The 20,362-nt window shown below is 72.7% G+C and carries 12 protein-coding genes; 5 read left to right on the top strand and 7 right to left on the bottom strand.

The features are described 5' to 3' along the window. Positions 1–21: 21 nt before the first annotated feature. The 5 genes from AB0F70_RS22540 to fdxA all read right to left on the bottom strand — a co-directional run bounded on the left by AB0F70_RS22540 (position 22) and on the right by fdxA (position 9,137). Positions 22–2,826 carry an FtsX-like permease family protein gene (locus AB0F70_RS22540; protein WP_357453610.1) on the bottom strand — a complete coding sequence of 935 codons (2,805 nt, stop codon included), beginning with the start codon at positions 2,824–2,826 and terminating at the stop codon, positions 22–24. Next, positions 2,826–6,095 (bottom strand): FtsX-like permease family protein, encoded by a 3,270-nt coding sequence (locus AB0F70_RS22545; RefSeq protein WP_357453613.1) that lies wholly within the window; start codon positions 6,093–6,095, stop codon positions 2,826–2,828. Before AB0F70_RS22545 ends, AB0F70_RS22540 begins: the two co-directional genes overlap by 1 nt. 165 nt (positions 6,096–6,260) lie before the next feature. Continuing rightward, positions 6,261–7,568 carry a citrate synthase gene (locus AB0F70_RS22550; protein ID WP_357453616.1) on the bottom strand — a complete coding sequence of 436 codons (1,308 nt, stop codon included), beginning with the start codon at positions 7,566–7,568 and terminating at the stop codon, positions 6,261–6,263. Between the two features lie 124 nt (positions 7,569–7,692). Further along, positions 7,693–8,811: a succinyldiaminopimelate transaminase gene (gene dapC / locus AB0F70_RS22555; RefSeq protein ID WP_357453619.1), complete on the bottom strand. Its 1,119-nt coding sequence runs from the start codon at positions 8,809–8,811 to the stop codon at positions 7,693–7,695. Positions 8,812–8,819: 8 nt separating this feature from the next. Then, positions 8,820–9,137: a ferredoxin gene (fdxA, locus tag AB0F70_RS22560; protein ID WP_357453622.1), complete on the bottom strand. Its 318-nt coding sequence runs from the start codon at positions 9,135–9,137 to the stop codon at positions 8,820–8,822. A 139-nt stretch (positions 9,138–9,276) separates the two neighbouring features. On the opposite strand from fdxA, the gene AB0F70_RS22565 reads away from it, so the two are divergent. Beyond that, positions 9,277–9,579, top strand: coding sequence for a DUF6725 family protein (locus AB0F70_RS22565; RefSeq protein ID WP_357453625.1), 303 nt, complete (start codon positions 9,277–9,279; stop codon positions 9,577–9,579). On the opposite strand, the gene AB0F70_RS22570 is transcribed toward AB0F70_RS22565, so the two are convergent. Together AB0F70_RS22570 and glgP are read right to left on the bottom strand one after the other, a co-directional pair. After that, complete coding sequence (locus tag AB0F70_RS22570; RefSeq protein ID WP_357453629.1) at positions 9,554–9,751, bottom strand: ferredoxin; 198 nt, start codon at positions 9,749–9,751, stop codon at positions 9,554–9,556. The genes AB0F70_RS22565 and AB0F70_RS22570 overlap by 26 nt on opposite strands. Before the next feature lie 80 nt (positions 9,752–9,831). Continuing rightward, entirely contained in the window at positions 9,832–12,414 is a 2,583-nt protein-coding gene (glgP, locus tag AB0F70_RS22575) for an alpha-glucan family phosphorylase (RefSeq protein WP_357453632.1), read from the bottom strand. Positions 12,415–12,595: 181 nt separating this feature from the next. Here glgP and AB0F70_RS22580 point away from each other — a divergent pair, with 181 nt between their 5' ends. The 4 genes from AB0F70_RS22580 to glgB all read left to right on the top strand — a co-directional run bounded on the left by AB0F70_RS22580 (position 12,596) and on the right by glgB (position 20,362). Further along, entirely contained in the window at positions 12,596–14,701 is a 2,106-nt protein-coding gene (locus AB0F70_RS22580; RefSeq protein ID WP_357453635.1) for an alpha-1,4-glucan--maltose-1-phosphate maltosyltransferase, read from the top strand. A gap of 101 nt (positions 14,702–14,802) precedes the next feature. After that, complete coding sequence (treS, locus tag AB0F70_RS22585) at positions 14,803–16,557, top strand: maltose alpha-D-glucosyltransferase (protein WP_357453669.1); 1,755 nt, start codon at positions 14,803–14,805, stop codon at positions 16,555–16,557. Next, positions 16,554–17,978: an aminoglycoside phosphotransferase gene (locus tag AB0F70_RS22590; RefSeq protein ID WP_357453637.1), complete on the top strand. Its 1,425-nt coding sequence runs from the start codon at positions 16,554–16,556 to the stop codon at positions 17,976–17,978. Before treS ends, AB0F70_RS22590 begins: the two co-directional genes overlap by 4 nt. 56 nt (positions 17,979–18,034) lie before the next feature. Further along, a complete protein-coding gene (gene glgB, locus AB0F70_RS22595; protein WP_357453640.1) occupies positions 18,035–20,362 on the top strand; it encodes a 1,4-alpha-glucan branching protein GlgB in 2,328 nt (775 codons plus the stop codon).

A 20,362-nucleotide genomic window follows, 5' to 3' on the forward strand; every position in this document is an offset into this window, starting at 1 on the left:
TGTCAGTCATTGGCCGTCGTGTCAGTCATTGCTGCCCATCCGCAGCTGAGCCGCTACCTCGCCGCGCCGGCTCAGCGCCGCCGCGACACCCACCGCGGCCAGCACCACCACGACGAACCCTGCGGCGGCCGCGCCGAGGAGCAGGGGGTCGTACTGCGGACCGGGTTGAGTGATACCGCCGGTCAGGGCCGTGACGTCCACCGCGGCCAGCACGAGCGACGGCACCGCGACGCCGAGCACCGCGCCCACCGCTAGCGCCACCACCGCCCACGGGCCGATCTCCCAGCCGACGAGTCCGCGCCCCTGGCGTGGCGACAGACCGAGCGTCTGCAGCACGGCGAGCAGCCGGGCGCGCGCCGGCGCCGCGAGCATCAGCGTCATCACCACCGCCGCCGCGCAGAGCAGGCCCGCGAGCAGCACGGCCAGCACGAACGCGGCCACCAGCCCGCCGGAGACCGGCGCCGCCAGCATCTCTTCGGCCTCCTGGTCCGGGTCCTCCACCACCGCCGACGGGAACAGCCGAACGATCCCGGCGCTCACCGCCGAACGGTCGGCGTCGTCGGCCAGGCCGACCAGCGCGAGCCGCGGGTAGCTGGTGTCGCCGGTGCCAGCGGCCAGCCGGTCGGCGTCGGTGAGGACGAGGGAGCGGCCGGAGGGCAGCCCGGGCAGCTCGTCGACCACGTCGACGACGTAGACGGGGACGCTGCCCTCCCGCGTCACGAGCGTGATCCCCGAGCTTCCCGGGCTGACGCCGGGACCGGCGGCGGCCCGGGTGAGGATCACCGGCACCGCGTCGTCCACCGCGCCGGAACCGGTCGCCCGGGCCAGCTCGCCGAGCGTCTCCGGCGCCCCCGCCACGTCCGCCTGGGCTGTCGCGAGCGCGGCCGCGTCCACGGTGTAGACCTCGGCACGGGGGGATTCACCCTCGCCCTGCAGCACCCCGTCGCCCACCTCGCCGACCGGGACCACCACCTCGACGCCGTCGAGCGCTGCGATCTGCTCGGCCGCCGGCTCGTCGACTATCGGGCCGGAGATCCGGAGGTCGGCCCCGGTCGCGCGCCAGGCCTCGCGGACCACGCCGCCGGAGACCGTCGAGTACAGCACCGCGGACGTCGCGGCGACGGCCACGGCGAGCACCAGCGCTACCGCGGGCACGGGTCCGCCCGCCGGGTCGCGCGTGGCGCGGGCAGCCCCGAGGAACGGCACCAGGTCGCGGCGCGGCGCGAGCGCGCGCTCCACCGCCAGCGCGATCCAGGGGTAGGCGCGCACGGCGAGCAGGGTGAGGGCGAGGGAGACCAGGAGCGGCGCGGCGGCCACCAGCGGGTCGACGCCGGAGCCCGCACCCGAGCCGGCCACCACGCCACGGGAGAGCAGCAGCCAGGTCGCGAGTGCCGCGCCCGCGACGACGAGCACCTCGAGCACCCAGCGCACGCGGCTGCGCGAGCGGGGCGCGAGGTCCGCCCGGGTGGTCCGGAGCCCGGCGGGCGACGTGGCGAGCGCGAGTGCGGCCGCCGGGGCGAGCCCCGCCGCGAGGGCGAGCCCTACCTGGCTCACGGTCACCGGTGCGTCCATGTCGAGCCCGGTCGAGAGGGCGAGACCCGCGCCGAACCCGACGGCCGCCGAGCCGAGCCCGACGACGAGTCCTTCGCCCCCCATGAGCAGGCGGAGCTGGCCCCCCGACGCTCCGCGGGCGCGCAGCAGCGCGAGGGCCGAACGGCGCCGGTCCACGACGAGCCGAGCGCCCAGGGCGAGCACGGCGACGGTCGCACCGAGCGGTCCGACGGCGAGGACCGCGACTATCGCGTCGACACCGGTCCGTTGTGCGAGCAGGCGTTCCAGGATCTCGCTGAGCCGGCTGTCGGGCCGCAGCTGGATCGGCGTGGGGTCGTCAGGCCCGGCCGGGACGGGGATCACCTTGGTCGAGAGCCCGTTGACCTGGGACAGGAGTGTCGGCACAGCGTCCGCCGTCACGTCGTCGGTGCTGACCGGGTACCAGACTCGGGTCTCGGCGTACCCCAGGGTCAGGGGCACGATCATCGCCGGGCTGACGTAGACGGAGGCCGTGCCGAGCAGACCGCGGTTGGGGTCGTTGATCACGGAGGCCCGTGCGCCGAGGCTGTTGTGCAACCAGTAGTCGGCGTCGGGGTCACCGGTCTCGAAGATGCCGGTCACGACCAGGCTCGGGTACCGGTCCGCCAGGGCGACCACGCCCGAGCCGCCGAGCGTGCTGTACTGCCCGCCGAGCTCCCAGCCGTACGTGTCCGCCACGGCGCGCGAGACCGCCACCTGGAACGGGCGGTTGCCGCCGGCCGGTGTCGCCGCGGGCCAGCTCCCCTCGATGAGCTCGGCCCGGTCCGCCAGGTCGGGTGCCGCGCGGAGCAGGATCTTGGCCTCGGCCAGCTCCGAGGCCGGTACCGGCTCGGTGTAGGCGAGGTCGGTAGCGCTCACGTGGAAGTCGGGCACGCCCATCGCCGAGCGCAGCGGCTCCGGTATCTCGCCGCGCACGGCGTCGAGGTTGGCGAGGAACGGTGACCAGTCGGGTTCGGCGGGGGTGCCTTCGACGGGCTCCTCGCCCGGGACGTAGTACATCCCGCCCGGCGGCTCTCCCGGAACCGCCCCGACCACGGAGATCACGTCCCGGGAGAGGCCGGAGGCCGCCGCCGTCTCGTAGGCCACCTGGTCCCCGTGCATGGTGGCGACGGCGCGCGGCGCGGTCGACAGCACCCCGGCCGCGAGGAACGCGACGACGCCGAGCGTCGCGGTGGCGCCCCAGGACGTGCGCAGCTGCCGCCGCGCGAGCAGACCTAGTCCGGACAGTGCGCCCATCAGCGGACCTCCTCCCGGTAAGTGGTGTCGCGGGCCTGCCCGGCGACACGCCCGCCCACCCCGGCCGCCACCAGGACGAGGCCGGCCACCGCGGCGGCCAGCACCAGGCCGGTTCCCGCGGTCTCCAGGACGAACTGGGCCGGCGGTGCCGCGTCGATGCCGGTCAGCGTCGCGGCCGCGAGGCCACCGACCACGAACCGGGCGACCCACCAGCCGGCGACGGCGCCCACCGCGAGCGCCACCAGTCCGACGGAGATCAGCTCGGCGGACCGCGCCCGGGCCTGCGCTACCGGGCCGAGCCCGACGGCGCGCAGCACGATCACCTCGCCGCGTCGCTGGCGCAGCGTCGCCACCGCGACGGCGAGCACTCCCGCGAGGGCGAGCACTGTCGCTCCCGCGGCGGCGAGCCAGAACGAGACCCGGACCGGTACGGCCGTGGCAGTGGTGCCGTGGCCGGGCGTCGTGACGTCCGGCCGGTCGCGGACGGTCACACTGGCGGCTTCGGCCTCGGCGACCACCTCCTGGGCGAGGCGGTTCACGGCGTCGGCGGGTGCGGTGGCGCCGGGCGGGCCCGCGGCCAGCCAGACCTCGCTCGTCAGCACCGGTTGGTAGACGTCACGGATCAGCGCGGCGGCGAGCGCACCCCGGTCGAGCAGGGCGGCGTACGGCTCGAGCGCGCCGGGCACGGTGCCCGACGACGCGACGGACACCACCGTCAGACGCGCCCCGCCGAGGGTCAGCTCGAAGGGGTCCTCCGGCTCGATGCTCAGGGCCTCCGTCAGCGAGGACGAGACCAGCAGGGGAATCGGGGCCGGTTCGGGTGTGGTGAGGAGCCGCAGTCTGCTGGTCGCCCCCGCGCCGTCGCCGAGCGGCATGCTGAGCTCGACCTCGCCGGGCGGCGCGTCGAGGCTCAGCTCCAGGCCATCCGCGCCGTCGAGCGTCTCGGACGGTGTCCACTCGGAGGTTTCCAGGGGTTCCCCGCCCGCCGTGAGCCCGAGGACGGCCAGGCTCGCGTCGGCGAGCGACCAGCCGGGCCGGATGTCCAGGTCGAGGGCGGCGACGCGCCATGCCTGGCCCGCGGGGGGCGGGGGCACCTCGGCGGACAGCTCATGGGTCGTCGGGTCCGGGCCGAGGGTGCTGCCGGTTCCGTCACCCTCCGCGAGCTGTCCGAGCTCGAGCGTGGTGAGCGTCCCGTCGGGCGCGGCGAGCACCATCGACATCTCCAGCTCGTGCGGAGGTGCACCCGCCGGCGTGGTCGTGCCCATGACCGGGCGGATCCAGCCGCTCACGGTGAGGCTGACGTCGCGGGCGTCGCCGGGCAGGGCGGGCGCCGTCGCGAACGCGTCGCCGGCCAGGTCGCCGGCTATCCGGTCGATGTCGAGCACCTCGGTCGGCGCGCGCATCACCGCGGGCAGCGCGGCCGCAGGCAGCGCGAGCATCGTGACCGGGCGCCCGTCGGAGTAGCCGGTGGTGGCCATCGCGGGCGCCGCGGCGACGGCGTCCGGGCCGGTGGCGTCAGTACCCGGCCCGCCCAGCAGGTACGGGGCCGGGTCGAGGCGCCCGTTCTCCGGCGCCGTGACTCGCACGTCGGCGCCGTTGGCGAGCACGTCGACGTCGGCCCGCAGCCGCTCGGCGGTACCGGTGTACCCCCCGGCCAGGGTCGCGGCGCCGCCCGCGAGCACGAGCAGGACCACCGGTACCACGTAGACGACGAGCCGCCGGGCCACCTGCCGGGCTGCCAGCGGCCCGACGACGCCACGCGACCGGCCGGCGAGCGCCGCCCACAGCCGGGTGGCCGGGCCGAGCACGGCCATCGCCGCCACGGCGAGCGCGGCCAGCACGAGGGCCGGCGCCGCGGCCGCCGTGAGGTCGGTGCGCGCGCCGTCGGGGGTGGTCAGGAGCGGGGAGCCGTAGCGCAGCAGCTGGGTGACGCTCACCGCGGCGGCCGCCACCGTCAGCACCACCGTGCCCAGCGCGGCCACCTGGCGTACGCGTCCCGAGCGATCGGTCACCTGTCGCCGCACCGCCGCCTGCGCCTGCAGCGCCGCCACCAGCGTGAGCGTCACCGCCGCCACCGCGGCCACCGCGAGCGCTACCGCCACCGGCGTCGCCGCGGGGGCCGCAGCCCCTGTGCCCTCCGCTGCGACGATCCCCAGCGCGGCCCACGCAGCGGTCCCGCCCGCCGCCGCGGCGGTCAGCGCCAGCAGCACGCCCTCCACGACAGCCGCCGCCGTTACCGTCCCGGGTGCGGCACCGCGTGAGACGAGCAGCGCCACCTCTCCCTCCCGGGTAGCCGCCAGCAGCCGCGCCACCTGCACCAGCGCGACCAGGCCCACCAGCGCGAGCAGGCAGAGCGGCACCAGGGCGACGGCGTCCGCCGCGTCCAGCGCGGCCGCGAGATCGGCGGCCGTCGTGTCGAGCGTTCCCGCGACGGTCAGGCCGCGCGGCGCGACGGAGGTGTCCTGCCCCAGACCGCTCTCGATCTCGGCGCCGAGCGCCGCGAGGGCGGGCAGGTGCGCGGGGGTGAGCGTGGCGCCGTCGGGCACCACCGTCCACCGGGCGAACGGGTCGGTGTCCAGGTCGGCCAAGGTCTCCTGGCTCACCACCACCGGGCCGGGGTAGGCGCCGTCCGAACCGGTCAGCGTCGCGGGGTCGCCGAGCCAGACCGCGGCGTCGGGGTCGGTGACCCGCCAGGTCGCCGCGATGGTGACCGGCGTACCGGTAGCGGTAGGGCTGTCGGGGTCGACGCCGAGGCGGACGGTGTCCCCGACGCTCAGGCCCGCAGCCTTCGCGGCGTCGGCCTGTACGGCCGCCTCGTCGGGGGCGGTGGGCCAGGCGCCGTCCGCCAGGGTGACACCCGAGGCGCCCGCGCCGGCCAGCGCCTCCGCACGCGACGAGGCCGGGAGCAGCGCCACCGACCAGCGGCCCAGGTCCTGTCCCGCGCTGCCCCGCGTGTACTGCGGCTCGGTCCGCACGTCGTAGGTGACCTGGTGCGGTACGCCGTCCAGCAGGCCCGCGAGCACCTGCCGGACCTTGGCGTCCTGCGCGTCGGCAGCGTCGCCGTCCGCCATCCGGGTGGCGAGCTGCAGCGCGCGACCGGACGGCTCAGCGGCCGCGAGCCCGTCGCGGGCGCCGGCGGTGCCGGCGGCCTGCGTCCAGCCGACGGTCACGCCGAGGGCACCGGTGAGCACCGCCACCAGCAGCCAGACGAGCGCAAGCAGGCCACGGTGCGCCGTAGACCGGCGGGCAAGGAGGGTGGCTCGACTCACGGAGCCAAAACTAGCCGCGCCCTGTGACACGGACTACGAAACTACCGCCGCCCCGGGCAACGATCCGGTCACGCTGCCTCCGGGAACGGGTGCGCCTACTCAGTGATCTGGCCCAGAGCTCAGCTGAGCTCTGGGCCAGATCACTGGGTAGGCGCGGCCTGCCGGCTACCGCATCCCGGCCGGGACGTACGGGCGCTCCGTCGCGCCGGTGTACACCTGGCGCGGGCGCCCGATCTTCGTCTGCGGGTCCTTGATCATCTCGCGCCACTGCGCGATCCAGCCGGGCATGCGGCCCAGCGCGAACAGCGGCGTGAACATGGCGGGCTCGAAGCCCATCGCCTTGTAGATGAGGCCCGTGTAGAAGTCGACGTTCGGGTAGAGCTTGCGCTCCACGAAGTAGTCGTCCGAGAGGGCGATCTCCTCGAGGCCGCGTGCGATGTCGAGCAGCTCGTCCTTGGCGCCGAGCTTGTCGAGCACCTCGTCGGCCGACTTCTTCACGATCGCGGCACGCGGGTCGTAGGACTTGTAGACCCGGTGGCCGAAGCCCATCAGGCGCACGCCGTCCTGCTTGTTCTTGACCTTCTCCATGAAGGTCTCGACGGTCTCGCCACCCGAGCGGATCTTCTCCAGCATGGTCAGCACTGCCTCGTTGGCGCCGCCGTGCGCCGGACCGGACAGGGCGTTCACGCCCGCCGCCACCGAGGCGTAGAGGGTCGCGTTGGACGAGCCGACGACGCGCACCGTGGACGTCGAGCAGTTCTGCTCGTGGTCCGCGTGCAGCACGAGCAGCTTCTCCAGGGCGTCCACGATCATCGGGTCGGCCTCGTAGGCCTCGTACGGCGTCGCGAACGTCATGCGCAGGAAGTCCTCGACGTACCCGCGCGAATAGTCCGGGTACAGCAGCGGCTCGCCCACCCGGCGACGGTGCAGGTAGGACGTGATGGTGCGCGTCTTGGCGAGCAGCAGCACAGTGGCCAGGTCGACCTGGTCGTCGTCCGCCGGGTCCAGCGACTCCGGGTAGAACGTGCCCAGCGCGTTCACCGCGGACGCGAGCACCGCCATCGGGTGCGCGTTCCGGGGGAAGGTGCCCATGAACGTGCGGAAGTCCTCGTGCACCAGCGTGTGGCGGTTGACCCGCTCGGTGAACGAGTCCAGCTCCGTGGCGCTCGGCAGCTCACCGTAGATGAGCAGGTAGGCCACCTCGAGGAAGCCCGAGCCCGAGGCAAGCTGGTCGATCGGGTACCCGCGGTAGCGCAGGATGCCCGCGTCACCGTCGATGTAGGTGATCGACGACTCGCACGACGCCGTGTTCATGAAGCCCGGATCGACCGTGACCAGACCCGTGTCCTTGAGCAGCGACGACACGACTATGCCGTCGTTCCCCTCGCTCGCGGCGACGACAGGCAGGGTGTGAGAGGTTCCGTTGACGGCGAGCTCGACGCGGCTCGAGCCGTCCACCGGTGTGGAGGTCATGTCTTCCTTCCTGAATGGCGCACGAGGGACGCTGCTGTGAAACTGCGGTGAAGGAAATTCACGGGCAGCGTCGACCTGGGGCACGACAGTATCGCGCCCTGCTCTTTTTTTTCCAATCCGTCGGTCAAGCCTCTGTGAGGCGTGCCACAGCGTCGGTTATCTGCGCGTCAGTGGAGGTCAGCGCCACTCGCGTGTGCTCGTTGTCGCCGTACAGGTGGCCGGGCGCGGTAAGGATGCCGCGATCCGCGAACCATTCGGCGATCTGCAGGCCGGAACGCCCGTCCGGCGCCGCCACCCAGAGGTACAGACCTGCTCCCGATTCCTCCACGACGAGCCCTGCCGCGACGACCGCGGCGGTCAGCGCCCGGCGCCGGGCGCCGTAGACCTCGCGCTGCGCGGCGACGTGCTCGTCGTCGGACAGCGCTGCCGTCATCGCCGCCTGCACCGGAGCGGGCACGATGAGGCCGAGATGCTTGCGGGTCTGCGTGAGGTCGGCGATCAGCGCGGCGTCGCCCGCGAGGAACGCCGCCCGGTAGCCCGCGATGCTGGACTGTTTGGACAGCGAGTACGCCGCGAGGAGCCCGTCGTGGGAACCATCACACACGCGCGGGTCGAGGATCGACGGCACCCCCTCGTCGACCCACGGAGCCTCCCACGCCAGCTCGGCGTAGCACTCGTCGGAGACGACGACTGCGCCGATGGCGCGCGCCGCCTCCACCACGGCACGCAGGGCGTCGACGTCCAGCACGCGGCCCGTCGGGTTCCCGGGCGAGTTGACCCACACCATGCGCACGTCGTCCCGGCCGGCCCAGTCGGCGACGTCGTCGGTCGCCAGCGGTGTGGCGCCCGCCGCCCGGATGCCCGCCACGTACGTCGGATAGGCGACTGCCGGGTGCACGACGACGTCGCCCGGTCCGAGGTGGAGCAGCGAGGGCAGCAGGCCCACGAGCTCCTTGGAACCGATGGTCGGCACGACGGCGGCGGGGTCGAGGCCGGGCACACCCCGGCGTCTGGCGAACCAGTCGGTGACGGCCTGGCGCAGCGCGGGCGTGCCCGCCGTCATCGGGTAGCCCGGCGCGTTGGACGCCGCCTCGAGCGCGTGCCGCACGACCTCGGGCGTCGGGTCAACGGGCGTGCCCATGGAGAGGTCGACCAGACCGCCCGGGTGGGCCTTGGCGGTCGCCGTGATGCCGGCGATCGAGTCCCAGGGGTACGGCAGGTCGGAGAGGTCGTGCAGACCCATGTCGGCCGTCAGGCCTGGGGCGGGAGGGCCGCGATCATCGGGTCGTCCTTGTTGATGACGCCCATCTTCGCGGCACCACCGGGCGAGCCGAGGTCGTCGAAGAACTCGACGTTCGCGCGGTAGTAGTCCTTCCACTCATCGGGGACGTCGTCCTCGTAGTAGATGGCCTCCACCGGGCAGACCGGCTCGCAGGCGCCACAGTCCACGCACTCGTCGGGGTGGATGTACAGGGAGCGGCTGCCCTCGTAGATGCAGTCCACGGGACACTCCTCGATGCATGCCCGGTCCTTGACGTCGACGCATGGCTGAGCGATCACGTAGGTCACTTCGAGGGTGTCCTTCCACTTCCGGACTTAAGGATCATGCACGATGCGGACCGCGGGACGAGCCCGCCGGCGCGATCCTAGTATCTCCCGGGAGACCCTCAGATCCCCACCGGTCTCACGCAGCGGAAAGGGAACCTGAGTGACATTCGCTACACCACCGGCTCCGACGGGCGGCTGGCGCGCGCTCCGACCCGGCACGCGGGTGGTCGTGCGGCGCCGGCTCACGCCCGCGGGCCCCGTGGTGTCCGACGGCGGGACGGCGCACCGCTGGACCGATCTCATCGGCTTCGTCGTCGAGGTGACCGACGCCGGGCTGCGCCTCCGCACCGATCCGGTGCCCGGCCGCGGGGAGCCGGAAGAGGTCTCCGTCGCGGCCGCCGACATCGAGACCGCCAAGCCGATCCCGCCGAGGCCGGTCAGGCGTTCTGGTCCACCCAGATGACGCCGGTCGGGCACATGCTCACTGCTTCCTGCACGGCGAAGTCGAGCTCCGGGGCAGGGCGCTCGTCGAGCAGGATTACCCGGTCGTCGTCGTCCTGCGCGAACACCTCGGGGGCGAGCAGTACACACTGGCCGGCGCCGCAGCAGGCGTCGCGGTCCACATTGATCTTCATGGGTCCATGCTCCCTACCGGAGGGGCAGTTCGCCTAATCCGAGCCGCGGCGTGCGGCTCGGACCAGGCGAACCAGCCGGATCAGGCGTTTGCTACCAGGCCGAGCTCGGCGACGCTTGCCAGGTGCGAGTGCTTGGGCACTATCCGCACCGTGTACCCGAACGGGCCGGACGTGTCCAGGTCGACCTCGCCGCCGAACGCGTGCCGGCCGGCCTCGTAGGACTCGGTGAGCGCGAGCGGCTCGGCAGCGAACTCCTCGATGACGTCGGCCTCCGTGACCCGGCCGTGCACCACCTGGACGTCCACGTCCCCGGGCGAGAGCGGGCCGAGCGAGACGTAGGCGCGCACGGTGAGCCGGTCGCCCACCTGCACCGCCTCGCCGATGCCCGCCGACTCGACGTGGTCCACGCGCACCTGCGACCACGAGCTCCGCACGTGGGCCTTCCAGCCCGCCAGGTCCTTCGCGGCGGCGAAGCTGTCGCCCGCGAGCACCCGGCCGGCCTCGGCGGCCGGGGCGTACAGGCCGTGCACGTACTCGGAGACCATGCGCGTGGCCTGCACCTTCGGGCCGAGCGTGGCCAGCGTGTGCCGCACCATCTCGAGCCAGCGGCCAGGCACGCCGTCGGTCCGGTCGTAGAACGCGGGCGCCACCTGGGACTCCACCAGGTCGTACAGCGCGGCGGCCTCCAGGTCGTCCCGGCGGTCGGCGTCCTCGACGCCGTCGGCCGTCGGGATGCCCCAGCCGTTCTCGCCGTCGTACCACTCGGCCCACCAGCCGTCCTCGATCGAGAGGTTCAGCCCGCCGTTGAGCGCGCTCTTCATGCCGGAGGTCCCTGAGGCCTCCAGCGGCCGCAGCGGGTTGTTCAGCCAGACGTCGCAGCCCGGGTACAGCGACTGCGCCATGCCGATGTCGTAGTTCGGCAGGAACACGATCCGGTGCCGCACCTCTGGGTCGTCGGCGAACCGGACGAGCTGCTGGATCAGCCGCTTGCCCGAGTCGTCGGCAGGGTGCGACTTGCCGGCCACCACGAGCTGCACGGGCCGCTCGGGGTGCAGCAGGAGCGCCTTGAGCCGGTCCTGGTCGCGCAGCATGAGCGTGAGCCGCTTGTAGGTGGGCACGCGGCGGGCGAAGCCGATGGTGAGAACGTCGGGCGACAGGATGTCGTCGACCCAGCCGAGCTCGGCGGGAGACGCCCCACGCTCGCGCCAGGACTTGCGCACCCGACGCCGGGCCTCGGCCACGAGCTCCCCGCGCATCTCCCCGCGCAGGGCCCACAGCTCGGCGTCGGACACCCTGCTCGGGTCGAGCCAGCCCGACGACGCCTCGGGCGCCGTGAGCTGGTCCAGCCCCATCCGCTCCGCCTCAACGGCGGCGAGCCGCGGCGCGACCCAGGTGGGCGAGTGCACGCCGTTGGTGACCGACCTGATCGGCACCTCCCGCGCGTCGAACCCTGGCCACAGCCCCTCGAACATCTCCCGCGAGACCTGGCCGTGCAGCAGCGAGACGCCGTTCGCCCGGCCGCCGAGCCGCAGGCCCATCACGGCCATGTTGAACACCGTCGGGTCGCCGCCGTCGTAGTCCTCGGAGCCGAGCGCCAGCACGCTGTCCAGCGGCACGCCGTCCATCGCGTTGTCGCCGCCGAAGTAGGTGCTGACCAGGTCCTTCGGGAACCGGTCGATACCGGCGGGGACGGGCGTGTGCGTGGTGAACACCGTCGCGGCACGTACTGCCTCGTGCGCCTCGCCGACGCTGAGACCGGATCCGACGAGCTCGCGGATGCGCTCCACGCCGAGGAAGCCGGCGTGGCCCTCGTTGGTGTGGTAGACCTCCGGATCCGGCGCTCCGGTCAGGCGCGACCAGGCACGCAGCGCGCGCACGCCGCCCACGCCGAGCAGCAGCTCCTGCTGCAGACGGTGCTCGCCGCCGCCGCCGTAGAGGCGGTCGGTGACCTTGCGGGACGCGTCGTCGTTCTCGGGCACGTTCGAGTCGAGCAGCAGCAGCGGCACCCGGCCGACGGCGGCGACCCAGACGTGCGCGTGCAGCTTGCGGCCGCCGGGCAGGTCGAGCGAGATGAGCGCGGGCGTACCGTCCTCCTCCCGGAGGACAGCGAGCGGCAGGCCGTCCGGGTCGAGCAGCGGGTACGTCTCCACCTGCCACGCGTCACGGGTCAGCGACTGCCGGAAGTAGCCGGCCCCGTACAGCAGGCCAACACCCACGATGGGCACGCCCATGTCGGAGGCGCTCTTCAGGTGGTCGCCCGCCAGGATGCCGAGGCCGCCCGAGTACTGCGGCAGCACCGAGGTGATGCCGAACTCCGGCGAGAAGTAGGCGATGGCGCGCGGCAGCTCGCCGCCCGACGTCGTCGTCTGCCCCTGGTACCACTGCGGGTCCCGCAGGTAGCGGTGGAGGTCGTCCGACGCCGCGCGCACCCGGCCGGTGAACGCATCGTCGGCGGCGAGCGCCGCCAGGCGTTCGGAGCCGAGCGCGGCGAGCAGCGCCACGGGATCGCCCCGGACGTCGGACCAGAGCTCCGGGTCGATGCTCGCGAAAAGCTCGCGTGTCGGCGCGTGCCAGGACCAGCGAAGGTTCTGGGCCAGCTCGTCGAGCGCAGCGAGCTGCTCGGGGAGGACCGTGCGGACGGTGAATCTGCGGATCGCTCTCACTGGACGAAGACTACGCACATGTCCGAGTGAGCACACCTCGCCTGGTGGGATATGGAATCCGGTCCGCACGGCGTCGTCACGGTGTCGTTATCACGGCATCGCCGTGAACCTCCTGAGGACAGTTTCGAAACCCGGCGCGCCCGGAAGGCGAGTCCCCCGTATCGGTCGATAGCGTGTTCCGGTGAGCCCGTACACGACTCCCGGCCGGATCGGCCGAATCCCCGTCCTCGAGGTCTCCCCCGTCGTCGAGGCCGGACGGTGGCCGGCGAAAGCCGTGGTCGGGGAGGTGGTCCCGATCGAGGCGACGGTCTTCCGTGAGGGCCACGACGCCGTCGCCGCGACCGCGGTGCTCGTCGCCCCGGACGGGTCCGACCACTCGTGGGCCCCGATGGTCGACGTCTCTCCCGGCCTGGACCGCTTCCGCGGTTTCCTGCAGCCCGACGCCGAGGGCGACTGGTCGTTCCGGGTGGAGGGATGGTCGGACCCGTACGCGACCTGGGTGCACGACGCGGGGATCAAGATCGCAGCCGGAATCGACACCGAGCTGATGCTCGCGGAGGGCGTGCGGCTGTTCGACAAGATCTGCCGCCTGGTGCCGGACGACGCACTGGTCGCCCGGGGCCGCACCACCCGTGCCGCGCGGGCCCTGACCGCGGCGCGGCGTGCGCTGGGTGACGCCTCCCGTCCGGCGGAGGCCCGGTTCGCCGTGGCGACGTCGCCCGAGGTCATCGAGACCCTGCGGCGCGCGCCCCTGCGTGAGCTGGTCTCGGCGTCGGACACCTACCCGCTGCGGGTGTCCCGGCAGCTGGCGCTGGCCGGGGCCTGGTACGAGATGTTCCCCCGGTCGGAGGGGGCGTACCAGAAGAAGGACGGCACGTGGGTGTCGGGCACCTTCAGGACCGCCGCCAAGCGGCTGCCCGCGATCGCGGCGATGGGGTTCGACGTCGTCTACCTGACGCCCGTCTCTCCCATCGGCACCACGTTCCGCAAGGGCCGCAACAACTCGCTGGAGGCCCTGCCGGGCGACCCCGGCAGCCCGTACGCGATCGGGTCGGCGGACGGCGGGCACGACGCCATCCACCCGGACCTGGGTACGGAGAGGGACTTCAAGGCCTTCGTCTCGGCGGCCCGCGACCAGGGCATGGAGGTGGCGCTCGACATCGCCCTCAACGCGTCGCCCGAGCACCCCTGGATCACCGAGCACCCCGAGTGGTTCGTCATCCGCGCCGACGGCTCCATCGCCTACGCGGAGAACCCGCCCAAGAAGTACCAGGACATCTACCCGCTCAGCTTCGACACCGATCCCGAGGGTCTGTACGCGGCGATGCTGGACGTGTTCCGCACGTGGATCGACCGGGGCGTCACCCTGTTCCGGATCGACAACCCGCACACCAAGCCGGTCAACTTCTGGGAGTGGCTCCTCGCGGAGGTGCACGCGACGAACCCCGAGGTCATCTTCCTGTCGGAGGCGTTCACCAAGCCCGCGATGATGCAGACGCTGGCGCGGGTCGGCTTCCACCAGTCGTACTCCTACTTCACCTGGCGCAACACGAAGGAGGAGGTCGAGGAGTACCTGGCCGAGGTCAGCGGGCCGCAGGGCTCGGTGCTGCGCCCGTCCTTCTGGCCCACCACCCACGACATCCTGCCGCCCTACCTGAGCGAGGGCGGCGTCGCGGCCTTCGCCGTGCGTGCGGTGCTGGCCGCGACGGGCTCGCCCACGTGGGGCGTCTACTCGGGCTACGAGCTCGTGGAGAACACCCCGCGGCCCGGCGCCGAGGAGCAGATAGACAACGAGAAGTACGAGTACCGGCCCAGGGACTGGGAGCGCGCCGACGAGTACGGGATCGCGCTGCTGCTGGGCAGGCTCAACGAGATTCGCCGGGCGCACCCCGCGCTCCAGCAGCTCCGAAACCTGACTATCCACCCCACGACGAACAGCAACGTCGTCGCGTTCTCGCGCCGGATCCCGGCCGATCGTCTCCCGCGCGCGACAGCGAAGCCGCAGGGCCGCACCATGAGTGCAGGGGGCAACGATCGGCGTGCCCCGCGGCACGACGACGTGGTCGTGGTCGTGCTGAACCTGGACCCCCGGAACGCACAGGAGTCTGTAGTGGACCTGAACCTTTCCGCCCTCGGCCTCAGTGCGCCCGAGGGCGACGACACCGCCCCGTTCTTCGTGGCACACGACCTGTTGTCCGGCGAGACCTACGGCTGGGGAGCCCATCCCTGGGTCCGGCTCGACCCGCAGGTCCGCGTGGCACACGTCCTCCAGGTGGGTCCGGCATGACGACGTACGGACCAGGTGGCCCCGCCGTCGGGCCGCCGGAGGACTATCCCCAGACCGAGGGCACACAGCCCGAACGGCCCAGCATGCCGAACCCGCCGTTGATGCCCGTGCCCGTCCAGGCGCTGCCGCCGCGGCGGCAGCCGCGGCTCGACGCCCGGCGCAAGGGCCTGGCACACGACCCCGAGTGGTACAAGAAGGCAGTCTTCTACGAGGTGATGATCCGGTCGTTCTCCGACTCGGGTGACAACGGCGCGGGCGACCTGCGCGGCCTCGTGGAGCGGCTCGACTACCTGGAGTGGCTGGGCATCGACTGCCTGTGGCTGCCGCCGTTCTTCCCGTCGCCGCTGCGCGACGGCGGGTACGACGTCGCGGACTTCACGGCGGTCTCGCCGCAGTTCGGCACCATCTCGGACTTCAGCGACCTGGTGGCCGCCGCGCACGAGCGGGGCATCCGGGTGGTGATCGACCTGGTCATGAACCACACCAGCGACGCACACCCGTGGTTCCAGGCCTCGCGCGCCGACCCGGAGGGCCCGTACGGCGACTTCTACGTGTGGAGCGACGACCCCACGCGCTACGAGGGCGCGCGGATCATCTTCGTGGACACCGAGACGTCGAACTGGACGTTCGACCCGGTGCGGCGGCAGTACTTCTGGCACCGGTTCTTCAGCCACCAGCCCGACCTGAACTTCGAGAACCCGCGCGTGGTCGAGGCGATGCTCGACGTCGCGCGGTTCTGGCTGCAGCTCGGCGTGGACGGTTTCCGGCTGGACGCCGTGCCGTACCTGTTCGAGTCGGAGGGCACCAACTGCGAGAACCTGCCCGAGACGCACGGCTTCCTGCGCACGGTGCGGCGCATGGTGGACACGGAGTTCCCTGGCCGCATCCTGCTGGCCGAGGCCAACCAGTGGCCGTCGGACGTGGTCGAGTACTTCGGCACGGACGACGAGCCCGAGTGCCACATGTGCTTCCACTTCCCCGTGATGCCCCGCATCTTCTACGCGATCCGCGACCAGCGGGCCCGTCAGCTGCTGGAGATCCTCGCGGACACGCCGGCCATCCCGGCGTCCGGCCAGTGGAGCACGTTCCTGCGCAACCATGACGAGCTCACCCTGGAGATGGTGTCCACGGAGGAGCGCGCGAGCATGTACGGCTGGTACGCCCCCGACCCGCGGATGCGGGCCAACGTGGGGATCCGGCGGCGGCTCGCGCCGCTGCTGGACAACGCCCGCAAGGAGATCGAGCTGGCGAACGCGCTGCTGCTGTCGATGCCCGGCACCCCGTGCCTGTACTACGGCGACGAGATCGGCATGGGCGACAACATCTGGCTGCCCGACCGCGACGCGGTGCGCACCCCCATGCAGTGGACACCGGACCGCAACGCGGGCTTCTCCACCGCAGACCCGGGCAAGCTCTACCTGCCGCTCGTCCAGTCGCTCGTGCACCACTACCAGCACACGAACGTCGAGGCGCAGCTCGCGCAGCCGACGTCGCTGCTGCACTGGATGCACAACATGCTGGCGTTCCGGCGGCTGCACCCGACGTTCGGGACCGGCGACTTCACGGCGCTCGACTGCAACGACGAGTCGGTCATCGCGTTCACCAGGTCCTCCGCCGAGGAGACCATCCTGGTGGCCGCCAACCTGTCCGCGACGGCGCGCTCGTCCACCATCAAGCTGCCCGGATACGCCGGCTGGACGCTCACCGACGTGTTCGGCGGGGCCGGGTTCCCGAGCGTCGGCGACGACGGGATCCTGACCATGACGTGGGGGGCGCGCGACTTCTACTGGCTGGTGCTGGCCCCGCCGACAAGGACGGGGACCGACGCCACGGCCGGGAAGGCGCGAGAGGTGTGAGCCCCGCGCGACTGGTCCACGTCTCCCCCGGGGCCGCGCACCTCCCCCCTGAGGTGCTGCGGCTGCTCGACACGTGGCTGCCCCAGCAGCGCTGGTACCCGGTGCCCGCCGAGGGGGTGACGCACGAGCCCTGGCTCACCGTCACCTTCCCGGGGGTCGCCGACGTCGTCGTCGCCCTCCTGCGGCTGGCCGGCCCCGGCCTCGCCGCGGGCTCCGATTCGCTGGTGATCCAGGTCCCGCTGGTGCTGACCCCCACCGCGGAGCCGGAGGCCGACACCGTCGAGACCGAGGCGGCGGGCCTGATCGGCACGGTGACGACGGCGTCGGGCACCGCGACGGTGCACGACGGCGGGGTCCACCCCGCCGCCTGGCACGCCTACCTCACCGCGGCCCTGCCGGGGGCGTGCGAGCCGGAGGACTGCGCCGAGCTGGCCGGCGCGCGACGGATCTCCGGCGAGCAGTCGAACACGTCGGTGATGCTTCCCGCCCTGTCCGCGCACGGTGGCCATGGCGGCATGCTCAAGATCCTGCGGACCGTCGCGCTGGGCCCGCACCCCGACGTCGTGATCCCGGAGGCCCTGACCCGGGCCGGCTGGGACGGAGTGCCCGGGTTCCTCGGCGCGGTCGTCCTGCCGGTGCCTGACGATCTCGACGCGTCGCCGCTCGCCCACCTCGCCGTGCTCTCCGAGCTGGTCACCGACGCCACCGACGGGTTCGAGCTCGCCTGCGCGTACGCGGCGCGCGACGAGGACTTCGGGGAGCGTGCGGCCGAGCTCGGGGCCGTCGTCGCGCACCTGCACGCCGTGCTGCTCGAGGCGCTCGGCCCGGGCCCCGGCCTCGAGCCCGCGAGCTTCATGGGTGTGCTGCGACGGCGCGCCGCCGAGGCGTTCGCCGACGTACCGGACCTGGCCCCGCACCGCGCCGGTGTCTCCGCGTTGTTCGACGCCGTGAGCGAGCAGCTGTCCGCCGTCGTCGAGCGCACCGGCGGGCTCGTGCCCCTGCAGTCCATCCACGGGGACCTGCACCTCGGCCAGGCGCTCTACTCGCCGGACGGCTGGAAGGTGCTCGACTTCGAGGGCGAGCCGCAGCGCCCCGTGTCCGAACGCGTGGCGCCCGACCTGCCGCTGCGCGACGTCGCCGGGCTGCTCCGCTCGCTCGACTACGCGGCCGCCGTCGGACAGGCGACCGACCCGCACTGGGCCGGGCACGCCCAGATCAGCTTTCTCGAGGGGTACCGCGAAGCGCACGCGGGAGCGGTGCCCGCGACGTCGGGCGGCGAGCTCTCCGTCGCCACAACCGAGCTGCTGCTGCGCGCGCTCGTCCTGGACAAGGCGCTGTACGAGGTGGTCTACGAGTTCCGGCACCGGCCCGCGTGGATGCACATCCCGCTGACCGCTGTGGAACGCGTCCTCGCTTCGTGACCCCTACCAGCCCAGACGTGTCGCACGTCACCTCCTCCTCATGGAAAGGTGAACCCATGGCAGATCTGCCCGACGTCGACCTCGAGGTCCTGACCGCTATCGCGTCCGGAACCCACCACGATCCGCACACCGTGCTCGGCCCCCATCTTCTCGATGGGCCCCGGGCGGTGGTACGCGCCCTACGGCCGCTTGCCGACGAGGTGGTCGTGACCACCTCCGGCCCGGACGGCGACACGGAGGTGGCCGCGACCCACCAGGGTGCGGGGGTGTGGGCCGCCGTCGTGCCCACGACGGAGGGCGCGGACGGGATCAGAAACGCTCCCGACTACCGCATCCGCACCCGGTCGGGCACGGACACCTGGACGTCCGACGACCCGTACCGGTTCCTGCCCACCCTCGGCGAGGTGGACCTGCACCTGATCGGCGAGGGCCGGCACGAGCAGCTCTGGCAGGTGCTCGGCGCCAACCCGCACCGCTACCCGAGCGCGACGGGCGACATCGCCGGGGTCGCCTTCGCCGTGTGGGCGCCGAACGCCCGCGGCGTACGGCTCGTGGGCGACCACAACGGCTGGGGCGGCACCCACCCCATGCGGTCGCTCGGTTCCACAGGCGTCTGGGAGCTCTTCGTGCCCGACGTCGGCCCGGGCCTGCGCTACAAGTACGAGATCCTCGGGGCCGACGGCGTCTGGCGCGCCAAGGCGGACCCGCTCGCCAAGGCGACGGAGCTGCCGCCCGCGACGGCGAGCGTCGTGACCGCCTCGAGCCACGAGTGGCACGACGACGCGTGGATCGCCGCGCGGACCGCGACCGATCCGCACTCCGCGCCGCTGAGCGTGTACGAGGTGCACCTGGGCTCGTGGCGGCCCGGCCTCGGCTACCGCGAGCTCGCGGAGCAGCTGACCGCCTACGTCAGCGAGCAGGGGTTCACGCACGTCGAGCTGCTGCCCGTCGCGGAGCACCCGTACGGGGGCTCGTGGGGCTACCAGGTCACCAGCTACTACGCGCCGACCTCTCGGTTCGGCTCGCCCGACGACTTCCGCCACCTCGTGGACCGGCTCCACCAGGCGGGGATCGGCATCATCCTCGACTGGGTGCCCGCGCACTTCCCGCGCGACGAGTTCGCCCTCGCCCGCTTCGACGGCGCGCCCCTGTACGAGCACCCCGACCCCCGGCGCGGCGAGCAGCAGGACTGGGGCACGCTGATCTTCGACTTCGGCCGGCGGGAGGTGCGCAACTTCCTGGTGGCGAACGCGACCTACTGGTTCGAGGAGTTCCACGTCGACGCGCTGCGCGTGGACGCCGTCGCCTCCATGCTCTACCTCGACTACTCCCGCAAGGAGGGCGAGTGGGCCCCCAACGTGCACGGCGGGCGGGAGAACCTGGAGGCCATCGCGTTCCTGCAGGAGACCAATGCGACGGCCTACCGGCGCACGCCCGGCGTCATGATGATCGCCGAGGAGTCGACGGCGTTCCCCCAGGTCACCGGCCCGACCTCGAGCGGAGGGCTGGGCTTCGGCCTGAAGTGGAACATGGGCTGGATGAACGACACCCTCCGCTACCTGGCCGAGGACCCGTACAACCGGCGTTACCACCACGGCGAGCTCACGTTCTCGCTGGTGTACGCGTTCACCGAGCAGTTCGTGCTCCCGATCAGCCACGACGAGGTGGTGCACGGCAAGGGGTCGCTGCTGGGGAAGATGCCGGGCGACCGGTGGCAGCAGCTCGCTGGCGTACGGTCCTTCCTCGCCTACCAGTGGACCCATCCGGGCAAGCAGCTGCTGTTCATGGGGTGCGAGTTCGCGCAGGAGTCCGAGTGGTCCGAGTCGGACGGGCTGCCGTGGCACCTGCTCGGCGATGCCGGGCACGCGGGCGTGCAGCACCTGGTCCGGGACCTGAACGCGCTCTACCGCGCGACGCCCGCGCTGTGGGAGCTGGACTTCGACCACACCGGGTTCGAGTGGATCGAGGGTGACGACGCCGACCACAACGTGCTGGCCTACGTGCGCCGGTCGCGCTCGGGCGACCCCGTGGTGGTGGTCGTGAACTTCGCGGGCGTGCCCCACGAGGGTTACCGGCTGCCGCTGCCGACGCTGCCGCTGGCCGAGGCTTCGTCGCGGTCTGCCGACTCTGCCTCGCCGTCAGTCGAATCCTCGCTGGTCGAGACTGTCGGGACCCGCACCACCTCCGTCGAGCCGACCGCCGCCTCCGCGTGGCGCGAGGCGCTGAACACCGACGCGACCGTCTACGGCGGTTCAGGTGTGGGGAACATGGGCCGCGTCCAGGCCGAACCGGTGCCCCACCACGGCCGCGCATGGTCGGCAGTGGTCCGGGTGCCCCCGCTGGGCGCCCTTGTCCTCGTCCCGGAGACCCCGGCGGCCCGCTGA

The organism is Promicromonospora sp. NPDC023805 (assembly GCF_040639635.1).
GTDB lineage: Bacteria > Actinomycetota > Actinomycetes > Actinomycetales > Cellulomonadaceae > Promicromonospora.